Annotated in this window: 11 protein-coding genes; 4 read left to right on the plus strand and 7 right to left on the minus strand. The window is 69.5% G+C overall.

What is annotated here, in order from left to right; all coding sequences use genetic code 11:
* Positions 1-28 precede the first annotated feature (28 nt).
* Positions 29-2,365 (plus strand): tail fiber protein, encoded by a 2,337-nt coding sequence (locus RVX_RS05155; RefSeq protein WP_116305006.1) that lies wholly within the window; start codon positions 29-31, stop codon positions 2,363-2,365.
* A complete protein-coding gene (locus RVX_RS05160) occupies positions 2,365-2,640 on the plus strand; it encodes a hypothetical protein (RefSeq protein ID WP_116305007.1) in 276 nt (91 codons plus the stop codon). Before RVX_RS05155 ends, RVX_RS05160 begins: the two co-directional genes overlap by 1 nt.
* A gap of 258 nt (positions 2,641-2,898) precedes the next feature.
* On the opposite strand, the gene RVX_RS05165 is transcribed toward RVX_RS05160, so the two are convergent.
* Both RVX_RS05165 and RVX_RS05170 read right to left on the minus strand, forming a co-directional pair.
* Positions 2,899-4,920: a methyl-accepting chemotaxis protein gene (locus RVX_RS05165; RefSeq protein WP_116305008.1), complete on the minus strand. Its 2,022-nt coding sequence runs from the start codon at positions 4,918-4,920 to the stop codon at positions 2,899-2,901.
* Positions 4,921-5,100: 180 nt separating this feature from the next.
* Positions 5,101-6,711 carry a DUF438 domain-containing protein gene (locus RVX_RS05170; RefSeq protein ID WP_116305009.1) on the minus strand — a complete coding sequence of 537 codons (1,611 nt, stop codon included), beginning with the start codon at positions 6,709-6,711 and terminating at the stop codon, positions 5,101-5,103.
* A gap of 467 nt (positions 6,712-7,178) precedes the next feature.
* Between RVX_RS05170 and ettA the strand changes: the two genes are divergently transcribed.
* Positions 7,179-8,861 (plus strand): energy-dependent translational throttle protein EttA, encoded by a 1,683-nt coding sequence (ettA, locus tag RVX_RS05175; protein WP_007523131.1) that lies wholly within the window; start codon positions 7,179-7,181, stop codon positions 8,859-8,861.
* A 516-nt stretch (positions 8,862-9,377) separates the two neighbouring features.
* Here ettA and RVX_RS05180 read toward each other — a convergent pair.
* Complete coding sequence (locus RVX_RS05180; RefSeq protein WP_116305010.1) at positions 9,378-11,273, minus strand: methyl-accepting chemotaxis protein; 1,896 nt, start codon at positions 11,271-11,273, stop codon at positions 9,378-9,380.
* A gap of 292 nt (positions 11,274-11,565) precedes the next feature.
* On the opposite strand from RVX_RS05180, the gene RVX_RS05185 reads away from it, so the two are divergent.
* Complete coding sequence (locus tag RVX_RS05185) at positions 11,566-11,943, plus strand: hypothetical protein (RefSeq protein WP_116305011.1); 378 nt, start codon at positions 11,566-11,568, stop codon at positions 11,941-11,943.
* Positions 11,944-12,116: 173 nt separating this feature from the next.
* Here RVX_RS05185 and RVX_RS05190 read toward each other — a convergent pair whose 3' ends face one another.
* From RVX_RS05190 to RVX_RS05205, 4 genes are all read right to left on the minus strand, one after another.
* Entirely contained in the window at positions 12,117-13,049 is a 933-nt protein-coding gene (locus RVX_RS05190; RefSeq protein WP_007523122.1) for a magnesium transporter CorA family protein, read from the minus strand.
* 599 nt (positions 13,050-13,648) lie between these two features.
* Entirely contained in the window at positions 13,649-14,197 is a 549-nt protein-coding gene (locus tag RVX_RS05195) for a DUF1499 domain-containing protein (RefSeq protein WP_116305012.1), read from the minus strand.
* Positions 14,198-14,335: 138 nt separating this feature from the next.
* On the minus strand, positions 14,336-14,917 hold the full coding sequence (locus tag RVX_RS05200) for a TetR/AcrR family transcriptional regulator (protein WP_007523117.1): 582 nt from the start codon (positions 14,915-14,917) through the stop codon (positions 14,336-14,338).
* A 309-nt stretch (positions 14,918-15,226) separates the two neighbouring features.
* Positions 15,227-20,317 carry a response regulator gene (locus RVX_RS05205; protein ID WP_230404404.1) on the minus strand — a complete coding sequence of 1,697 codons (5,091 nt, stop codon included), beginning with the start codon at positions 20,315-20,317 and terminating at the stop codon, positions 15,227-15,229.
* Positions 20,318-20,410: the final 93 nt, after the last annotated feature.

The following is a 20,410-nucleotide window of genomic DNA, read 5'->3' on the forward strand; positions in this document are numbered from 1 at the left end:
GGGCGTCATCGACACGCAAGGAGACCAAATGACCATCGTATCGACCACTACCGTCGAGCAGTACGCCGGGGACGGCGTGCAGACGGAATGGCCCGTGACCTTCCCGTTCCACCGGCCCGAGGACGTGCGGGCCGTGGTGACCGGCATCGGCGGCGACAGGGTGCTGACCTACGGCACGGACTACGCCGTCGCCGCTCTGCCCGGCGGCGGGGGCCGCATGACTGCCATGCCCGGCATGGTGGGCGCGGGGGAACGGCTTACCCTGTGGCTGGACCAGCCCTTCACGCAGGAGATGGACCTGCGCAACACCGGCGTGCTGGACGCGGAAATGCTGGAACGCAGCTTTGATCGGCTGACGCTGATGGCCCAGCAGTTGCGTGAAGAGGTGGGCCGCTGCGTCAAGGTGCCGTTGACCGACCAGGCCACGCGCTCCGACGAACTGCTGGCGGGCATAGCCGCCAACGTGGGCCGTGCCGAGATGGCGGCATTGAATGCCGAGGCCCGGGCCACGGACGCCGGGACCGAGGCCGACCGGGCCGGTGCGGCGCGGGCGGATGTGCTGGAAGCGCGTGATATCGTGGACCAGGTCGTGGCGGATGCGCGGAACGAGGTGTTGGCGTCCGCCGCGTTCGTGCCTATCGGGGCCATCCTGGACTTTCCGGTGCACACCGTGCCGATGGGCTTTCTGCTGTGCGCCGGGCAGGAGGTGACGAAGGAAGCGTATCCCGAACTGGTGGCCTACCTGAACGGCGATGCGCTGGCCCTTTCCGCCACCTTGCCCGACCTGCGCGGCGAGTTCCGACGCGGCGCGGACCTTGGGCGCGGGGTGGACGCCGGGCGCGCGGCGGGCAGCGCACAGGGCGACGCCATTCGGAACATCACCGGCAGTTGCGGCACCATACGCCTTGCTTCCGCCGGGTCTGCGCCTTCCGGCGCGTTCACGGGGGCGGCCACCGGAGTGGCCATTTCCGGAATCGCAAGCGGCACGGCAGGCGGGGTTGGCGGCTTTGACGCCTCCGCCGTGGTGCCCACCGCCAGCGAAAATCGCCCCCGCAACATCGCGGTGGTGTCGTGCATCAAGGCGTACCATGCGCCCATGAGCGCAGCGCCCGTGGACCTGACGGGCGTGCTGGCCGCGCTGAACGCCATCCGGCTGTCCGGGGCCGAGGCCAAGCAGCCCCAGACCATCCTGCGCTGCCGCATGAAGTCTCCCATGGCCGCGCCCTTTCACGAACTGGCGTTGCCGGACTTCCTGTCCTTCTCCGGGCTGGTGGTGACCCTGCTGGCCGACCCGGCCGCGCCGTTCGCCGCGTGTTTCGGCAACGGCGGCGTCAGCGTGGCGTCGGAAATCACCGGCAACCTCTCCGTCGCCCTGCCGGGCGCGGCGGCCACCCATTGGCTGTATGTGGAGCGCAACCCCGACACGGGTGCGCTGGCGCTGGGCGCCACGGAGACGCCGCCCGAATATGGCTCGGCCCGGCGCGGCGTGGCCGAATCCGGCAATTACGCAGGTTATGAGGGCAAGTGGGGCACGGTTTTGGCCAGCAGCGAATACGCTGGGGGCGGCTCCCCGGCGTGGAAGGCGCTGGACGGGAACGCCACCAACCAGGCGTGGTACACGGCCAGCGGGGTCACCAGCGGGTGGTGGCGACTGACCATGAACCGCAAGCGCCGTCTGCGTGGCTACGAGATGGTGTGCGAGAACGATGCGCTGGCCATTCCCCGCGCCTGGAACATCAAGGTTACGCACAACGGCGTCCAGACCACGGTGGACAGCGTGACCGGGGCCACGTGGTCCGCCAACGAGCGCAAGCGCCACCTCTTCGCCGCCACGGTGGATTGCGACGTGCTGGAGGTGGAGTGCCTGAACAGCGGCCGTGAGTACACCGGCATGACCGAGTTCGCGCCCATCTTCGACGAGGACTGGTACAGCCCGCCGGAAAACATCATGCGCCGGGCCGACGGCGCGCGGGTGCAGCGGGTGTACGTGGGCAAGGCCGTTGTCAGCGGTGGGGCGGTGGCGGCGGTCACGCCCTTCGCGCCGGGGGTGGAGGCCGTGGTGCCGCTGAACGGCGGCAACGCGCTGGCCGCCAGCACCACCTATGTCATGGACAACCCGCTGGGCGCGCCCGTGTTCGGGGAGTTCGTGGTGGAAGGGTACGACACGACCTCCAGCCCGAACTACTGGGTGCCCTGCGGGCTGTGCTGGACCGGATCACAGTACATGGGCGTGATGACCAAGACCGCGAACCAGTCGCTCATCCGGTTGCGCACCAACACCGGGCACTTCTGGTGGGGAGGCGACCTTTCTTTCATGACCTACGCGGCCACCAGGGCGCGCGTGAAAGTGCGGAGGGCCTTCTGATGCAGACCTACGGAAGAGTCGGAACGCCGGACCTGTACGCCGTGGCGGCCGGGCTGGAGCATACCCTGCCCCTCGGCGCGGCGCCCGTGGCGGAGCAGCGCCCCGCGCCGGGCGCGTTGTTGCAGCCGGACGGCTCGTGGCTGACGGCGTCCGTACCGCCGCAGCCGGAACCGCTGGACCTGAACACCATCACCTACGACCAGGCAGACGCCATAATTCGGGCCGAAAGCGTGCAGGATTTGCGGTTGGCCGTGCTGGACGCGCTGGGGTTGTAAGGGAGGGGCCGAGTTCCATCGAAGTTGGGGACACGCCGGGCACAAACCGGGCACGGACAGGATGTCAGTGAAGGATGTGGCGGAGGACTGCGGCACGGTGGAAAATGGCATGGCGGCGGCGTGCCGCCATGCCGCCGCAACGGAAAGGCCCCGGCGCGTGCCGGGGCCTTGGTGGGGCATGCTAATTCCACAATGGTATCAGGGTAATCCGTGATTATGGGCGGGGCGGGCGGAATGCTGTGCCCCGTGCCGACCTGATCACTTCATGTCTTCCATCAGTCGGCGCAGGGCGGCGGCCTGGGCCGAAAGTTCGGCAATGGCGGTTTCCGCCTCGGACATGCGCATGGCTGTGGTGCCGGATATCTCGTTGACCTCGGCGATGATGCGGTTCAACTCGTCGCCGGTGGCGGCCTGTTCCTCGGCGGCGGTGGCGATGGAGTTCACCTGGTCCGAGGCCTGTTGCACCGCCTGCACTATCTCCTGCAACATGCCGCCCGCCTCGTTGGCCAGCGACTGGCTGCCGGTCACGCCGCGCACGGCGACGTCGGTGGCCTCGGCGCTGCGCCGGGCGGAAAGCTGGATGGCCCCGATGGCGGCCTCCACCTCGCGGGTGGCGTTCATGGTCTTTTCGGCCAGTTTGCGCACCTCGTCGGCGACAACGGCAAAACCGCGCCCGGCGTCGCCGGCCCGCGCCGCCTCGATGGCGGCGTTCAGCGCCAGCAGGTTGGTCTGGTCGGCGATGTCGCTGATGACCCCCAGCACGTTGCCGATGCCGCTGGCCTGGGCGCCCAGTTGCTCCATTTCGCCGCGCAGGTCGCGCGAATGGCTGCCCAACCCCTCGATGGCCGAAACCACCCGCGCCACGATCTCCGCGCCCTGCTTGGCGCGTTCGGACATTTCGGACGTGGTCCTGTTGGTGTCCGAGGCGTTGCGGGCCACCTCGCGCACGGTGGCGGCCATTTCGTCCATGGCCGTTGCCGATTCGGTGCTGCGCTGCAACTGCCTGTCGGCCCCGCGCGCTGCCTCGCCCACCCGGTCGGAAAGTTGGTCCGCCGCCTCGGCCACGGTGGTGGCTATGGCGTCGGCGTCGCGGGCCACTCCGGCGATGCGTTCGCTGCGTTCCCGCGCCGCGAGTTCGCCGCGCTTCACGTCGGTGATGTCCTGGCGGATTTCCATGTAGCCCACCAGGGTGCCGTCGGGCTTGCGCACCGTGGCCGCGCGGGAATGAAAGTAGCGCGTCTCGCCGGAAAGCACGCGGGTGAAGTCCAGTTGCGTCTCGGCCTCGCCGGTGCGGGCCAGCCTGTCAATCGGAGGCTCTGTGCCATAGATATCCGCCCCCTGGTAGTCGCCAAGGGGCTTGCCGATCAGGTCGGCCTCGGCGTGGCCCAGCAGGGTGCAGGCCGCGCTGTTCAACGCGCGGATGTTGCGGCGCGGCCCGGTGACGATGATGGGGTCGGGCACGCGGTTGATGATGGCCCGGTTGTAGGCCACCCGCTCGCGAATGGCGTCCACCATGTGGGTGATGGTTTCGTGCAGCGCGGCCATTTCCGCCGTGAAGCGGTAGGCGGTCTTGTGCTCGAAGTCGCCGTCGGCGATGCGCTTGCCGAATTCGGTCAGGGCCAGCAGGGGAGTCTGGATGGAGCGGTACAGGCCGAGGGCCAGCAGGCCGCCCAGCAGCACGGCCAAAGAGAAAGCCACGGCCGCGCCCGTGCGCAGCATGGAGGTGGTGTCGTTGGTCTCTTCCGCGTGCTCGCGGGTGGCCTCGATGGTGGCCTTGGTCAATTCGTCGATGGCCTGTTCCAGCTTGTGGGCCATCTCGCGCCCGGCGTCGAAGCGAATGTTGGCCTGCTCGGCGGAAAGGCCAGCCGTCGGGGCTTCGCGCGTCAGCGTGGCATAGGCCGAAAGATAGGGGGCGGTCAGGCTGCGGATGGTGGTGATGCGGTTCAGCATCTCGGCCAGTTCCGGAATGGCGCGCAGCTTGCGTTCGGCGGCGTCAGTGTGGGCGGCAAGGTCGGCGGCGGCCTTTTCGTGCCGGGGCAGGTAGCTGCGCAGACGTTCCTGGTTGGCGATGTTGAGCAGGGAGTCCTTTTCGTAACGGCGCAGCTGGCTCACGTCGTGGCGCATGGCGTAGACGGTCTCCTCCAGTTCGACGTGCTTGGAGACCAGTTCGTCCACCAGCATGTTGACCTCGCCGAGCACCAGCACCATGGCCACGCCCATGACCAGGTTGAGCAGGGTGAGCGCGCCAAGGCCGTAGATGAGTTTCTGGCGGATGGTCATCGAGTGTGCCCCCGAAAGGCTGCATGTTCACGGATTGTCGGCGGCGGAGCGCCGCGCGGTCATACGGGACTTGTTCGGTCGACTAGGACATAACTTTATGCGAATCGCAAGGCGTCCGCACGGAGAAAATGAAAAAGCCCGGCGAAAGCCGCCGGGCCGTGGAAAGCGGAACACGCCGCCTCAGCTCCATTCCAGCAGCCGGCGCTGGCCGCTCAGGGCGCGGATGTCCGTGACGTCCTGCGAGACTTCGAGGCAGCCGAGGTAGGCGGAGTCGGTGTCGCGCACCGCGAAGTAGCGGATGTGCAGGAACCGCCCGCCGAGCTCTATCCAGAATTCCGCCGTGTCGCGTTCGCCCGTCTTGAATTTGGTCAGGATGTCCTCGACCATGTGCACCGACTTGGGCGGGTGGCAGTTGCGCACGTTGCGCCCGATCACCGCCGCGCTGCGCGGAAAGATGCGGTGCGGCACGTCGGAATAGTAGGCCACCCGGTCGTCGGCATCCACGAAGTTGAGGTCCACCGGCAGGCTGCGCAGCATCTGGTTGAGCACGTTGGGGGCCAGCGCGCCGGTGTCCAACTGGACGAGCCGCGCGGAACCGCTGGTGCGCGCCTGGCCCGCCGTGCCCGCCGTGTCCGTCAGGCCCGCCAGTGCGGCTGCTTGCGGCGTCCATTCGCCGCCGGGCGTCACCCAGGCGTAGCCGATTTCGTCCTCGCCGTGGCGAACCCGAGCCCACTGGGCTTCGGTCAGCGATTCCAGGGCCATGGGGAAAAGCACCTTCTCTTCCTTGTATATCATGTCCTTCACGGCCTCGGCCGCTTCGCGGGCGGCCAGCGCGGAGCCCGTGGCTGCCAGGTTTTCCATGGCCGCGCGGGCGGCCTTGAACAGGGCGCGGATGTCGTCGTGCACTTCCCACATTACCTTGGGCGGGGCCTCGATGCCGTTTTCCTCCAGCAGGGGGAAGAGCTGGTTTTCCTTGCGGGTGTAGTGCACCTCGATGCGGGCCAGGTCTTCCAGCAGTTCCTGGACGTAGCGGCTGCTGAACGACCAGGCCATCTCGTCGATGGGCGAGGTGCGGTCGCCGGGGGTGCGGTGCATGCGGTCCACCTGCGAGATGATCTCGTCGGCCAGTTCCATGGCCTTGGCGTTCTCGTCCATGTAGGTGCGCACCGGGTGCCCGGCGGGCGCGGAAACGGCCGGGGCCTCGTCCAGCGCGCCCTTGAACAGGTCCACATGCAGCGAGCACAGGCGCTTTATCTCCGCTTCGGGCAGGCCCTCGGCCACCATGGCCTGCTCCAGCCGGGCGATGTCGCCGCCTGAGATGTCGCCCACGGCGGCGGCGAAGCGCGCTTTCAGGCTGGCCGGGTCCGCCCCGGCGTGCAGTTCGCGGATGAGCTCCTTCAGGGTGTCCATGCGCGCGGCGTCGGTGAGGGGCGGGGTGGAACCCTCGAGTGCCTGCCCCGCGTCGCACGGCGTGCCGCAGGTGGTGGCGCAGGGCGAGGCCCCTGCTTGGGGCCCGGGCTTCGCGCCGGTGCCGGGCGCGCCCTTGGGCACGATGGTCACGGCCTCTGTGGAATGGTCCAGCACACCACGGGCGATGTGCAGCATCAGGCCGTTGACCTCCAGCCCGGCGATGTCCGCCGCCTGCTGCAACGTGGCCACCCGGCCCAGCGTGTTGCGCAAGAGCGGGTTCTTCAGCTTGGCGAAGGCGGGCGCGAAATCGGCCAGCACGTCGATGAGGTAGGGGTGCTCGGTGACCAGATCGTGTATGGACGTGGACGGGGCGATATGCATGGGGCCTCCCGTGGGGTTGCGTGTGTCCGGTGTGCGTGGGCCGGGCGTCCGGCGATGTCGTATGGGCGGCACGGCGTGGCTGGCCCTGCATGGTCAGGTTAGGGGCTGGCCTGGCCCTGCGCCGTGACGGGCGTCACGTCCCCCAGCATAGCACGGATGTTTCCGGAGCGGCAGGGGGGCGGGGCGTGGTCGCCGCCCCCGGATGGGCATCTCCGGCCAAAGGGGCCGGCTGGCCCGAGCCCGCGACCCGCATTCCGCCCCGCGCGGCTCCGCGCACTGGACAAAATCCCGCTGGTCTGCAAAAGCACTAGGGCCGCGTTTCGTCGGCATATCCCCGAACACGGCGAACGGAGCCGTTTCCGCCACGCCCGGCCCATTGGCCAAGCCCTGCGCGCGCCGCAAGGCCAGAGGCGGCACGGCGGCCCCGGAACCCCAAGCCTGAAGACAACCCCGAAAGGTGGATGCACATGAGCAACGAACCGGACAAGATCATCTATTCGATGATCCGCGTCACCAAGCGCCACGGCCAGCGCGAGGTGCTGAAGGACATTTCCCTCTCCTACTTCTACGGCGCCAAGATCGGCGTGCTGGGCCTGAACGGCTCGGGTAAGTCGTCGCTGCTGAAGATATTGGCGGGGGTGGACCCCAATTTCGACGGCAAGACCGTGCTCGCGCCGGGATTCACCATCGGTTACCTGGAGCAGGAGCCGCTGGTGGACGAAACCCGCACCGTGCGCGAGGTGGTGGAAGAGGGCGTGCAGGACGTTGTGGACCTCGTGAAGCAGTTCGAGGAGATCAACGCCAAGTTCGCCGAGCCCATGGAGCCGGACGAGATGGACGCGCTCATCGAGCGCCAGGGCAAGGTGCAGGAGCAAATGGACGCCAAGGGCGCCTGGGACCTGGACGCGCGCCTTGAAATGGCCATGGACGCCCTGCGCTGCCCCCCCGGCGACACGCCGGTGTCGGTCATCTCCGGCGGCGAGCGCCGCCGCGTGGCCCTGTGCCGCCTGCTGTTGCAAAGCCCGGACATCCTGCTGCTGGACGAACCCACCAACCATCTGGACGCCGAGTCGGTGGCGTGGCTCGAACGCTTCCTGCAGACCTTCCCCGGTACGGTCATCGCCGTCACCCACGACCGCTACTTCCTCGACAACGTGGCAGGCTGGATTCTGGAGCTGGACCGGGGGCGGGGCATTCCGTGGAAAGGCAACTACTCTTCGTGGCTGGAGCAGAAGGAAAAGCGCCTGCAACAGGAAGAGAAGTCCGAGCTGGAACGCCAGAAGACCCTGCAGCGCGAGTTGGAATGGATCCGCATGTCGCCCAAGGGCCGCCACGCCAAGGGCAAGGCGCGCATCAACGCCTACGAGGCCATGCTGAGCCACGAGAGCGAAAAACGCGCGGCGGACCTGGAAATCTACATTCCGCCGGGACCGCGCCTGGGCAAGGTGGTGGCAGAGGCCAAGGGCGTCAGCAAGTCCATGGGCGACAAGCTGCTGGTGGAGGACATGAACTTCATCATCCCCGCCGGGGCCATCGTGGGCATCATCGGCCCCAACGGCGCGGGCAAGACCACCCTGTTCAAGATGCTGGCGGGCGTGGAAGCGCCCGACGCGGGCGAACTGAAGATCGGCGAGACGGTGCAGTTCGCCTTCGTGGACCAGAACCGCGAATCGCTGACCCCCGGCAAGACCGTGTACGAGGTGATCAGCGAAGGCTACGAAACGGTGAAGCTGGGCAACCGCGAGGTGAACGCCCGCGCCTACTGCTCGCGCTTCAACCTGATGGGCCAGGACCAGCAGAAGAAGGTGGACGTGCTCTCCGGCGGCGAACGCAGTCGGGTGCACCTGGCGCGCATGCTGAAGTCGGGCGCCAACGTCATCATGCTTGACGAACCCACCAACGACCTGGACGTGAACACCATGCGAGCGCTGGAAGACGGCATCGAGAACTTCGCGGGCTGCGTGCTGGTGATCAGCCACGACCGCTGGTTCCTCGACCGCATCGCCACGCACATCATGGCCTTCGAGGGCGATTCCAAGGTGGTGTTCTTCGACGGCAACTACTCGGAATACGAAGAAGACCGCAAGAAGCGCCTGGGCAAGGACGCCGACCAGCCGCACCGGATCAAGTTCCGCAAACTGACCCGCTAGGTTTGCGGTGAAATGAATGACAAGGCCCCGTACCGGAAACGGTGCGGGGCCTTGTGCGTGACCGAGGGGACACGGCTGGTCGGCGGCGTGCAGCGCCGCGCCGGGCGAGGCGGGCTTCGCCTGCCCGCACGGTGGAACAGGGCATCACGCGTGCAGCGCGTGTGCCCGTCATGGAGTGCTCCAGCCGCACCGTATCAAGTTCCGCAAGCTGACCCGCTAGGTTTGCGGCGGATTTTTGCCCGCTGGTTTCGTCATGCATCATCTTTCATTCCGGTCACGTACCGAAGAGCGCGGTGCGGTCGCCATCCGTAAGGCTCGTTGCCTCGCCTAACGGCTGCCGCACGCTCCCTTCATGAAAGATTTGCCTTCCTTGCCAGCGAACAAAATTCACGCCGCAAACGGTGCGCGATAATGCCACGGGAAAGAGAGTGAAGAGGCCCCTGCACCGGAAACGGTGCGGGGGCCTTGTGCGTGTTTATGGTCAGCGCGGCTGGGGCCACCGCACGCGGGACGGGGCTACCCTTCCTTGAACCGCGCGATGAGGTCGCCAAGGCGCTGCGCCTCGGCGTTCAGGTCGTCCAGCGAGCGTTCCGCGTCGCGCATGGCCTGGGCGGTGTCCTCGCTGATGGTGGTGATGTCGCCCAGCGAACGCACGATGTGCGCGCTTACCGCCGCCTGCTCCTCGCCCGAGGTGGCCACGGCCCGCACCTGCGCGGAAACGCCGGATGCCAGCCGCACGATCTCGTCCAGCGAACTTCCGGCCGTGCCCGCCTGGGCGTTGGCCTGCGTCACCGCCTCCACGGCGGCGTCCACCTGGCGCGCGCTGGCCGTGGTGCCTTCCTGGATGGCCCGGATGGCGTCGCCCACCTCGCGGGTGGCGTTCATGGTCTTTTCGGCCAGCTTGCGCACCTCGTCGGCCACCACGGCAAAGCCCCGCCCGGCATCCCCGGCGCGGGCCGCCTCAATGGCGGCGTTGAGGGCCAGCAGGTTGGTCTGGTCGGCGATGTCGTTGATGACCCCCATGATGCCGCCGATGCTGTCCGCCTTGCGCGACAGGTCGGCCATGCTCTCGCGCAGGGTGCCCGCGCCGCGCTCCACCCGCGCCACCGCCTCGATGACCCGCTGCACGCCCTCCGCGCCCTCGCGCGCCTTGGCCCGGGCGTCGTCGGCCGCATCGGCCGCGCCCGCCGCGCCCCCGGCCATGCCCGCCACGGCGGCGTCCATGCCTTCCATGGCGCGCGAACTTTCGGCCACGCGGGTCTTCTGGGCGTCCGCGCCGCCCCCGGCCAGCGTCACCTGCCTGCCCACGGTGTCCGCCACCTCCACGATGGCGGCGGCAATGCCCTCCAGTTTGGCGGCCGCTTCCAGCATGCCGTCGCGCCGGGCCTGTTCGGCCCGGATACGGGCCGCCTCCGCCTCCGCCGTGGCGGCTTCGGCGCGGCGGGCGTGTTCGGCGGCCTCGTCGGTGCGCGTGCGCGCCTCGTCGATGCGCGCGCGCAGCGCCTCCACCATGGTGGCGATGGAATCCTTCAGCCCGCGTAACTCGGCGCGGAACGTCCCACGCAGGGGCGCGTCCAGGTCGCCAGCGGCCACGGCGCGGGCATAGGCCACCAGCGCGCGCAGCGGGGTGCGCACGGAACGGGTGACCAGCACCGTCAGCACGCCGCCAACACCCAGGATGCACGCGGTGACGACCAGCACCATCTTCCGCAGCGAGGCCGCATCCGCGTCCAGGTCGTCCACGTACACCCCGGTGCCGATGATCCACCCCCACGGCTTGTAGTAGGCGATGTACGATTCCTTGGGGTAGGTGGCCTCGGTCACGCCGCCGCCCTGCTTGGGCTTGGGCCACATGTAGGCCACCAGTCCCTCTCCCCGTTCGCGCGCCACGGCAACGAACGCCTGGAACAGGTTGCGGTTGCCGCCGGGGTAATCCACAGCCGTGGCCCCCGGCGCGGGCCGCCAGTGCGTGGCCCGGTTGTAGGCGGGCTTGTCCAGGGGCTGGCCCTCCAGGGCCGGGGCGGTGGGGTGCATGACCATGACGGGAAAGGGATCGCGGTCGTCGTTGATCCAGAAATAGTCGCCGTTGCCGTAACGCATCTGCCGGATGCTTTCGGCCGCGCGGCGCCTGGCCTCTGCCTGCGGGAATTCGCCCTTGGCGGCGCGCGCGTCGTGGTCTTCCACCAGCTTCACCGCCGTCTGCACCAGGTGGCGCAACTCCTCCTGCCGCGCCCGCAGGGCGTCCGCCCGGACGTGCGGCAGAAAGCCCCCGATGATGGCCGCCACGAACAGCAGGACGATGAACGTGGCGAGGGCGATGATGCGCAGGGCCACGCCCGCCTCGAAGCGGGGGGCGGTGCGCGGTTCCGTTGGCTGCTGGGCGGCGCTGCTGGGGGCGTGCGGCTGGGACATGGCGTTTTCCGGCTCCGGTGTGATGGGGGGGGGGCGCTCGGGGCGGTTCGCGCCCGGCCAAGGGAAAACGTATCCTTCCGCCGCTTGGCGCGGGAATTATAACAACCCGGCGGCGGGGGCGCGCGGGGCGTCGTCCTGCCGGGCGGACACGCCTGCCGCACGTTGCCGCACGGTTGCCGCCCGCTTGCGCGGTGGGGCGTTTCTGCTACGGTGGGCATAAGGCGGCGGACCCTTCGGGGGCCGCGCGTTCGCCGTCTTCCTTCGCCATGGCGGCCCCGGCAAGGAGGTGCCCATGACCCGACAGGTTTCGTTCACCCGGCTGGAGCAGGCGCAGTTGCCCGGCTTCAGGGAACGTCTGGACCGCGCCGAGTCGCCCGACGAGGTGCGCAGGTTCTTTGCCGAAACCGTGGCCACGCTGCTGGCGGACGCCCTGGGCGCGGCCGAGGCGGTGCGCTACGACGCCGTGGCCCTTTCGCCGGATGCGGCCGACGGCTACGCGCTGGACGGGACGATCCGGGCGTTGCCGGGGTTCGCGGGGATATGGACCGATTCCGACCTGCCTCGCATCGTGGGCGACTTTGCCCGCGTGGCCGTGAAGCGATACCGCCACCTCGTGGGTAATCCGGAACGCACCGAGGCCAAGACGCGGCACAAGGACGGCAAGCGCTAGGGCCGTTCCAGGCGCTTTCCCCGACGCCGCTTCGCATTCGCCTCGTCGCGCCGCGCGGGCACGCCCCCGGCGTTGCGTCCTCCCCTCCGCATTTTCTACCGCCGCGACGAACGACGCCCCGCACGGCCATGACCGTGCGGGGCGTCCCGTTCCTGCGTTGGGGCGCGGGGGGGTTACAGCCAGCGTTTCTTGATGAACACCAGCCAGGCCACCAGGCATAGCCCCACGGTCACCCCGGAGACGATGCCGAAGGCATAGGGCGAATCATGCAGGGGGGTGTCTATGTTCATGCCGTAGATGCCGGTGATGATGTTGGGAATCATCAGGATGATGGTGAACCCGGTCAGGAACTTCATCACCGTGTTCATGTTGTTGGAGATGATGGAGGCAAAGGCGTCCATGGTGCCGGAAAGGATGTCGCTGTAGATGTTGGTCATGCCGATGGCCTGGCGGTTCTCGGTGATGGCGTCTTCCAGCAGGTCGCTTTCCTCTTCGCTGATGCGCAGGGTGCGCGTGCGCAGCAGTTTTTCCATGATGATGTCGTTGGCCTTGAGCGACGTGGTGAAATACACGAGGCTCTTTTCTATGTTCAGCAGTTCTATGAGTTCCTGATTGCGCATGGACTGCTGCAGGCGCTGTTCGATGAACGCGGTGCGCCTGTTGATGTCCTTCAGGTCGTTCAGATAGGTAATGGCGGTGCGTTGCAGCAGGTGGATGGCCAGGCACAGGCGGCGGGCCGTGTCCATGGTGCGGGCGCGGCCGTTGAGCAGTTCGGCCACGATGTCGCGCGGCGAGCGGCACACCGTGACCACGGCGGTGCGGGTGATCACGATGCCGATGGGCAGCGTAAGGTAGGGCACGCGCACGTCGGCCTCGTTTTCCAGGGGCACGCGGATGACCAGCAGCAGTATGCCGTCCTCGTGTTCCAGCCGGGCGCGTTCGTCGGCGTCCAGAGGGTCGGTCAGGTAGTCCAGCGGAATGCCCAGCAGCACCGAGGCGCGGCGCAATTCTTCGTCCGAGGGGTTGGAAAGGTTCACCCAGCAGTCGGGCTCTATGTGGTCCACGGGCGTCAGCACGCCGTCGATGGTCTTGTGAATGGTGAACACGGCAAGGCTCCTTGCGTCCGTTCCGGTGTGCGGTGAGTCGCGCGGCGAAAGGGGCCGCGCTATGCCGGGAACAGCCGCGCACGCGTCATGTCCGGGGCCGGAATCTGGTCAGTATCTGATCAGGGCCGGGGATGGCGCGGCGGCGGAAGCGAGGAAGCATCACGAGTACGGGTCCGCGGAGCGGGCCACGGAAAGCGTGCGCCGGTGCATCCGGCAACGGGCGCGCCGGATGGCAGGAACGGAAAGCGGGGAAAGCGGTGTGCGGAACATGGTCCACCTCCGGGGGCGCGCTGCGCCGCCGGGCGGACCGGGAGGGATCAGGCCCGGACGTGACGGCGGCAGCGGCGCGGGTGCGTCGTTGCGAGACGGTGCGATGCGATGATGCATCTACTACTGTCGCCGGAATCCACGTCTGTGCTCCTGTTGGGGGTGCGCGGCGCGCCGTGTGGCCGCCGCCTGCATGTGCCGTGGGCACGTTGCGGGGTCTGCTTTACGCCCGTGCGGCCCGCTTGGCAACCGGAAATGCGGGGGGCGCGGCGTTCGCGCAGGACGAAGGAAAAATATGCGCGGCGTGGCCGGGGGCGGGAATGCTGCGGACCCTACCGGGTCAGCCCCAGGAACTTGCGTCGCAACTGCTCCGCCCTGTCACGGTTGACGCCGAAATCCCACCAGCCGGTGCGCGCGGCCGAGCGCAGATGCACCACGGACGCCTCCGGATCGGCCGTGCACACCACGTCGTCGATGAAGCCGAACACCTTGCTGCGGCACTCGGCGCGCAGGGTCAGGCCGTCCTTGTCCACCACGGTGCAGCCGGGCTGGGCGGCCAGGGCCACGGCCAGGCGGCGCATGGCATGACCGGCTTCGCCGGTGAAGGGCAGGGGGTCGATGTACTGCCCGTCGCGCACGGCTCCTTCGGCCTGGGTGATGACGCAATTGGGGCGGCCGGGGCAGGCGGGCAGGCGCACGGCCCTGTCTGGCCGGTCTGCAAGGTCTGGCCGATCAGCCGTATCAGGCTGTCCGGCCGGGTCCGGCTGTCCGGGCTGCGCCGCGTGGGCCGACCGGACGGGCCACGCGGCAGTCGACAGGCCGAGCAGGACCAGCATGACGGGCAGGGCAAGGGCCTTTCGGCGGGGAAAGAACGCGGGCATGGGACACCTTCCGAAAAGGTTGCGCGGTGTGGCTGGCCGCAGGGGGGAGGCCGCGCGCCTGTGCGCCAGCGCGCCGCATGACAAAGGGCCGCCCCGTATGCGCGGAACGGCCCCATGGAAACGGTGCGGATGCCTCCGCTACGGCTTCAGGAAGCGGCTGACGTTGTCGATGACGTTGCGCAGCAGATCGTCGGTGGGTTCCACGAACTGGAAGTGGATGGTGCGCACGATGCCCACCATGATGCCCACGATCATGCATGCGGTGTCCTCGACATTGATGTCGGTGCGCACCGAGCCGTCCCGCTGTCCCTCGCGCAGGGCAACCAGCAGGTACTCATTGAGGTAGGTGTAGATTTCCTTGATGGCAAGGAACACGTCGTCGTTCCGCTCGCCGTAGCGGGTGGGCGCGTCGCGGAAGATCAGGCAGAACTCCATGCGGTTCTTCTTCACGAACACGTAGAACGACTTGATGATGGAAACCACCTTCTCCACGCTGGTCTCGGGCGCGCGCACTTCGAGGTATTTCTCGATGTCGCTGATGAGCTGATCCTTCACGTTGCGGATCAGGGTGAGGAAGATGTCGTCCTTGGTCTTGAAATGGCGGAAGATGGTGCCTTCCGCCACGCCTGCCTCCTTGGCGAGGAGACTGGTGGGGGTGTTGTTGAACCCGCGCTCGGCAAACAGCTTGGCGGCGGTAAGCAGGATGGTGTCGCGCTTCATGTCGGAATCCTTTCAGTGTCTGCCGCAGCACGGCAGAAGCGAGGAGTGAACGCTCAAACGAGAGAAGGCTAACCCCAGTCATGAGCGGTGTCAACGCCGGTGTTGGGCGAACGCGCAACCTGCCGTTGATGAACGTTGATTCCGGGGGATTTCGGGGCCCGATCAGGGGCGCGCGCGAGCTGCATAGACAAGGGCGAAGTGGCGGGCCAGGTGGAGGCAAGGGCTGCGCGGGCGGCACGCGTCGCCAACAGCCCGGCCGCCAACGCGGCCGGGTCAGGTAGAGCGCGGCATGGCGGCCGGGTGCGCGGGTTACCCCCCTGGGCGGCGGTTGCCCCGGCCAGCGCGCGGGGCCAGGGCGATGCGGTTGCGTTCCACGGCGGCCTCCAGTTCGGGCAGCAGGTCGCGCACGGCTTCCATGTCGTCGGCCGCAGCGGCGCGCTCCACGCAGCGGGCGATGCGTTCCAGCACCCGCAGGCCGAAGCTGTCCGCCTTGCCCGCTATGCGGGCCGCGGCCTCTTGCACCACGAAGGTGCTGCCGCCCGCCCGGCCGCGCCGGGCGTCGTCCAGGGCGGCATCCAGCGTTTCCAGCAGGCCGGGGATGAACGGCTCGATGTCGTCGCCCATGTGGCCGTGCGGCTCGGGCCGGTGCCCGACCGATGGCAACGAGTGGGCGGGGGCGGCGTCGCCCCGGTCCCTGGGACCGGCATGTGCCTGGCCGCCATCGGGGCTTGCGGGTCGGGCAGTGGCTCGCCGCGTCTTGTCGGATTCCCGGTCGGGAGTCCGCTCCGCCCCGCGCCCCAGATGGATGGCGATGCGCTCCGCGATGCGTTCGGCAAAGCTCTTGGCCGGCGCGGCCGGTGCGGCCTGCGCGGCCTGGGAGTGCGCGGCCGTGGTCTGGGCTTGGGGCTGCGTCATGGTCTGCACCGGGCGGGCCTGGCCGGGGTGCGTGGGCTCTGGCTGGGGCTGGCCCGGTTGCGGCCGGGTATACGGCATCTGCGGCGGCAGGGGCTGGGGGGGCTGCTGCGCTGCGGCGGGCTGGGCCGACGGCGTTTGACCCGGCTGACCCGCGTGTTGGGCCGGGCTCGGCGCGGGTTGCTGCTTCGGGCGGTAGCCGGGGCGCACTTCTGCGGACAGGTCGCGGATGGGGCGGGTGTCGAGTTCCGCCGCCGGGGCTGGCATGGGGGCGGGGTCCGCCGCCGGGGGCTGTGGCGTGACGCGCTGGCCTTGATGCTGCGCCCGCTGGGCGCGTTCCCAGCGTTCCAGCCGCGCCGCAGCCCCGTAGGACGACGAAGCGCTGGGTCCGGCATGGGCCGAGGCCCGATGCGGCTCCATGGGCATGGGATCGCCCACCCATTCGCCGCCTTCGGCGGCGGGCCGGACGCTGGCGGCATGGGCTGGCCTGCCCGCGCTCCGTTCCGTTTCGGTCGGTGCCCCGGCGGCGCTGGCCGGGGACTGTGGCGTTGCCGCGCGTTGCAGGGGCATGGGTTCGCCCACCGACTCCTCGAAATCGTCCCCCCATGTGGCGGGAACGGTGGCGGGCGACAGGGACGCGGCGGCACTCGCTGCCGTGGCGGGAATGGCGGCGGCCAAGCCGGAAACGGCAACCGCGGTTGCGGGCTCGGTGAACGCGGTGTCTGCCGTGCCGGAATTGTCGGCGGACTCAAAATCCGCCGCGTCGGTCACGATGAGGTCCAGAAGCGAACCGCCTTCGGGAAGCGAACCGCCTTCGGGCAGCGCGCCGCCCGACCCCGTGGCCGCAAAGGCCGCATCGCGGGGCTGTGTCTGATCGTCCCTGTGCGGGACGGCGAAAATGTCCGCGCCGAACAGGTCCGGCAACTCCTCGCCTGCCGCGCCCGTTTCATAGGCCTCGCCGGTTTCGCCGGTCGGGCCGGTCGGGCCGGTCGGGCCGGGTTCGCCCAGGTCAGCGCCGACGGTTCCGGGCGCGCGCGCCCCCGTGGGGGCTTCCTCCGGTCCGACCGCCATGGGGCTGTCCCACGGGTGCCACGAGGTTGGCCCGGCGGCCAGCGACGCCATCAGTTCGGCGGCGGCTTCCGCGCCCGGCAGGGCTCTGGCGTCGTCGAACATGTCCGCGTCGTCAGCAGCATCGGGCGCATCAGGCGCATGCGGCTCATCGGGCGCATCAGGCGCATCGAACCCATCCGCCTCGTCCGGCTCATCCGGTTCATCCGGTCCCTCCGGTTCCCTCGCCAGTTCGGGCTGCGGTTCCCCGTGGCCGTCGGCGAAGGGCTGGTCATGCCCCGTGCCTGCGTGGCCCAGCGCATCCCATGCGCTGGCCGTATCCGCCAAGGTTTCCATGTCTGCCATGGGCGGGTCGGCCAGGAACAGGTCGGGCAGCGCGGTGAACTCCGGCGCGGCGTCAGCATAGGCCCCCGACTGGGGAGCCTGGTCCGCTGCATCCGTGAACGCGTCCGCGTATCCGTATTCCGCGTATGCGGCTTGCGGCTCCGGTTCGGCATGGGGCGGGGCCAGACGTTCCACGGCGGCGCGCAGGCCGCTGCGGGTCAGGGGCTTTTCCAGCGTTTCGGTGCACCCGGCGGCCAGCATGCGGTCGGCCTGGGCCTCGTGCGCCACCAGCGCCAGCACCGGCACCGGGGCAAGGTCGTGCTCCTGCTCGAAGGCGCGGATGGAGGCCACGGCCGCCACGATGTCGTCCTCCGGCATGTCGCCGTCCATGATCACCAGTCCGGAAGGCGCGCGCCGGTACAGGATGCCCGCCTCGGTGGCCCCGCGCGCCTCCAGCGGCGCGTGCGGCAGCCCCTCCAGGAAAAAGGCCAAGAGCTGGCGGTTGCTGGGCACGTCGTCGGCCACGATCACCTGCAACGGGCGGCGCGGCGTTATCGGGCCAAGGTGCAGTTGGTCCGCCGCCGTGACGGCGTCGGGTATGGGCCGGGCCACGCGCAGGTCGTCGGTCAGATCCACGCCTACGAAGGGACGGGGGGCGGTGGCGTCGCCCGAAAGGGCCACCAGCCGCGCGGTGAACGACACGGTGGTGCCCTGGCCCCGCCCGCTTTCCACGGTCAGGGTGCCCCCGGCGGCGTCGGCCATTTCCCACGCGCGGGCCAGCGCGCTGACGCTGCGCTTGTGCGGCGGCGCGCCCGCGCCGGAATCGCTGACGGTGAACAGCAGGTGGCCGGGGTCGGTGCTGTCGGGCACGCGGCGCACCGACATGTGCACGGAGCCCTTGTCCGTGGAGCGCACCGAACTTTCGGCCAGCAGGCGCAGCAGTTCGCCCAGCTGACCCGCGTCGCCTTCATACAGCTGCGAAAGATGGGGAGCCATGAACCATGAGATGGCCAGGCCCTTGCGTTCCGCGCGGTCGGCCACGGCGTCGTGGGCGTCGCGCAGCATGCGTTGCAGGTCGAACACGGCGCGGCGCGGCGCGGTGCGCAACGGCGCGGCCACGCGGCCGAGATCACCGGCGATGGACGCAAGCTCGCGCCCGGCGGCGGCCACGGCCTCGGCGTGGCTGCGGGCCGCCGGGGGCAGCGCGCAGTTTTCCAGGCCGTCCAGTTCCTGCAACATGGCGTCGATGGGGCCGAGCAGGCTTTCTTCCATGCGGGCCAGCGCCAGCGGGTCGAGGGCATGGTTCGGGGCGTGGCCCGGGCTGAAGCGGCTCTGTTCGGCATGGTCCCGGCTCGTACGGGCGGCGGCATCTTCGTCCGCATCCGGTCCGTAGCCGGTGGCAACGTCCGCCATGCCAGCGGCGGCTGCGGCACGGGCCATGCGCCGCGAGCCGCGCGGCGCGGGGGCGTCCCCCAGTTCGGGCAGCACGTCGCCCAGGGAAAGCTCCAACGGTTCGTCGCCCGCGCCGTCATCGTCAAAGGGGTGAAGGGAATGGAGGGGATGTTCGGCTGCGTGCGACTGCCCGTCATGCCCGTCATTCCCGTCATGGCGGTCATGGCGGGCACCCCCGCCAAGGCGGGCCGGGGCAGACGTTTCGCCGCGCAGTTCTTCGGCCGGAATCAGGCGCAGGGTGGGTTCGTCGGCCAGCGGGTCGTCCAGGTCGGGCCGTTCGGCCGCCGGGCTCTTGCGCACGCGGTAGCCGCGTCCGCCGGTCAGCGAACCCTCGGCCTCGGCCGGGCGCGGGGTGCCGGTGCCCGCCACCAGCAGGGCCAGCAGGGCAAGGCCCCACAGCGGGGCCGTGGATATCCACACGGCGGGAACCGGCGAGGCCAGCCCCACGATGCCCACTCCGGCCCCGGCCAGCGCGGCCAGGCACCCGGTAAGGAAACGGCGCGACCCCGGCAGCTTGCGGACCTTGCAGGACACCGCCGCAGGCAGCACCAGCACCAGCAGCAGGGGCCACAGCGCCAGCAGGCGCGATGTCCAGGCCATGCCCGGCACCAGCGGCAGCAGGGCCAGCACCGCACCGGCCAGCGAGACAACGCGCAATTGCAGGTCGGCCCTGGGGGCATGGTCGCTGGTGCGCAACAGGTGCCGCCCCACGTGGGGCAGCAGCATCAGGGCAAGACCTGGCGCCAGCACGCCAGGCAGGCCGCGCAGCGGCACGTATCCTGCGGGCGTGGGCGGTTGCCCGGCCACGGCCTGGGCCAGTACGGCGGCGGCGAACAGGCTGGTCCACAGCCGCCATTCCCCCCGCTCGAAAAGGCCGCGCAGCAGGCACAAGGCCAGCACCGCCACCAGCACGCCGATCACCAGCGGGCGGGCCAGGGCGTCGTTGTTGGATGCGGCGTTCTGGGCGGTGCGCAGCATGGGCGCGAACCACGGGCCCGGCACGCCGTCCAGCTTCACGTACACCGGCACGGGCTTGCCTACCGGGTCGGGCAGGGTGAACACGTTGCCGCCCTCGGGGCTTTGCGCCTGCCATTCGTTGGGCTCGCCGGGCTGGTTGCGCTTGGCCAGGAACAGGGTCGCCCGGCCAGGCAGGTCGCGCCCGAGGTCGAGCAGCAACTGTCGGTTCTGGCCGTTGGCGGGTTGGGCGGCCAGCGTCAGGCGCAGCCAGGTGGAACCGGAGCGAAGCAGGGGCAGGCCGTTGCCCAGCGGGGCGAAACCGGCCTGATGCGAGGGCGAGAGCAGTTCATCCACGCTGAGCGCGCCGGTGGGGTCCACCATGAACTCCAGAAACGGGGTCAGCGGCTGGGTGGCGAGCAGGGAAGAGGTGTCCAGCGCGCGCGTGGCGTTGACCGACGCGGGGGGGGCGGCCGGGGCCGGGGCGTCGGCGCGTGTGGCGTTGGACGTGGCGGCGGGAGCGGCCGTGGCGGCCTGCGCGGGTGGGATCGCCCATGCCGCGAGGCACCAGGCCAGCAGCAGCCATGCGGCCATTGGCGGCAGAATGGCGCGGCGGCCAGAGGAATATGTATGGAGCGACGGGACGCGGGGCGAGCGGGTGGCCGAGTCGATGGTCGGGGCGTGCGGCATGGTTCCGTGGGCGCGCGGGGCGCGCGGGTTGCGTGTTGACCGTGCGCGGCGCGGCGCTAGGGCCGCGCCCCATCGGACCATAGCGCACTTCGG

The sequence above is a fragment of the Nitratidesulfovibrio sp. HK-II genome (assembly GCF_003402415.2).
GTDB lineage: Bacteria > Desulfobacterota > Desulfovibrionia > Desulfovibrionales > Desulfovibrionaceae > Cupidesulfovibrio.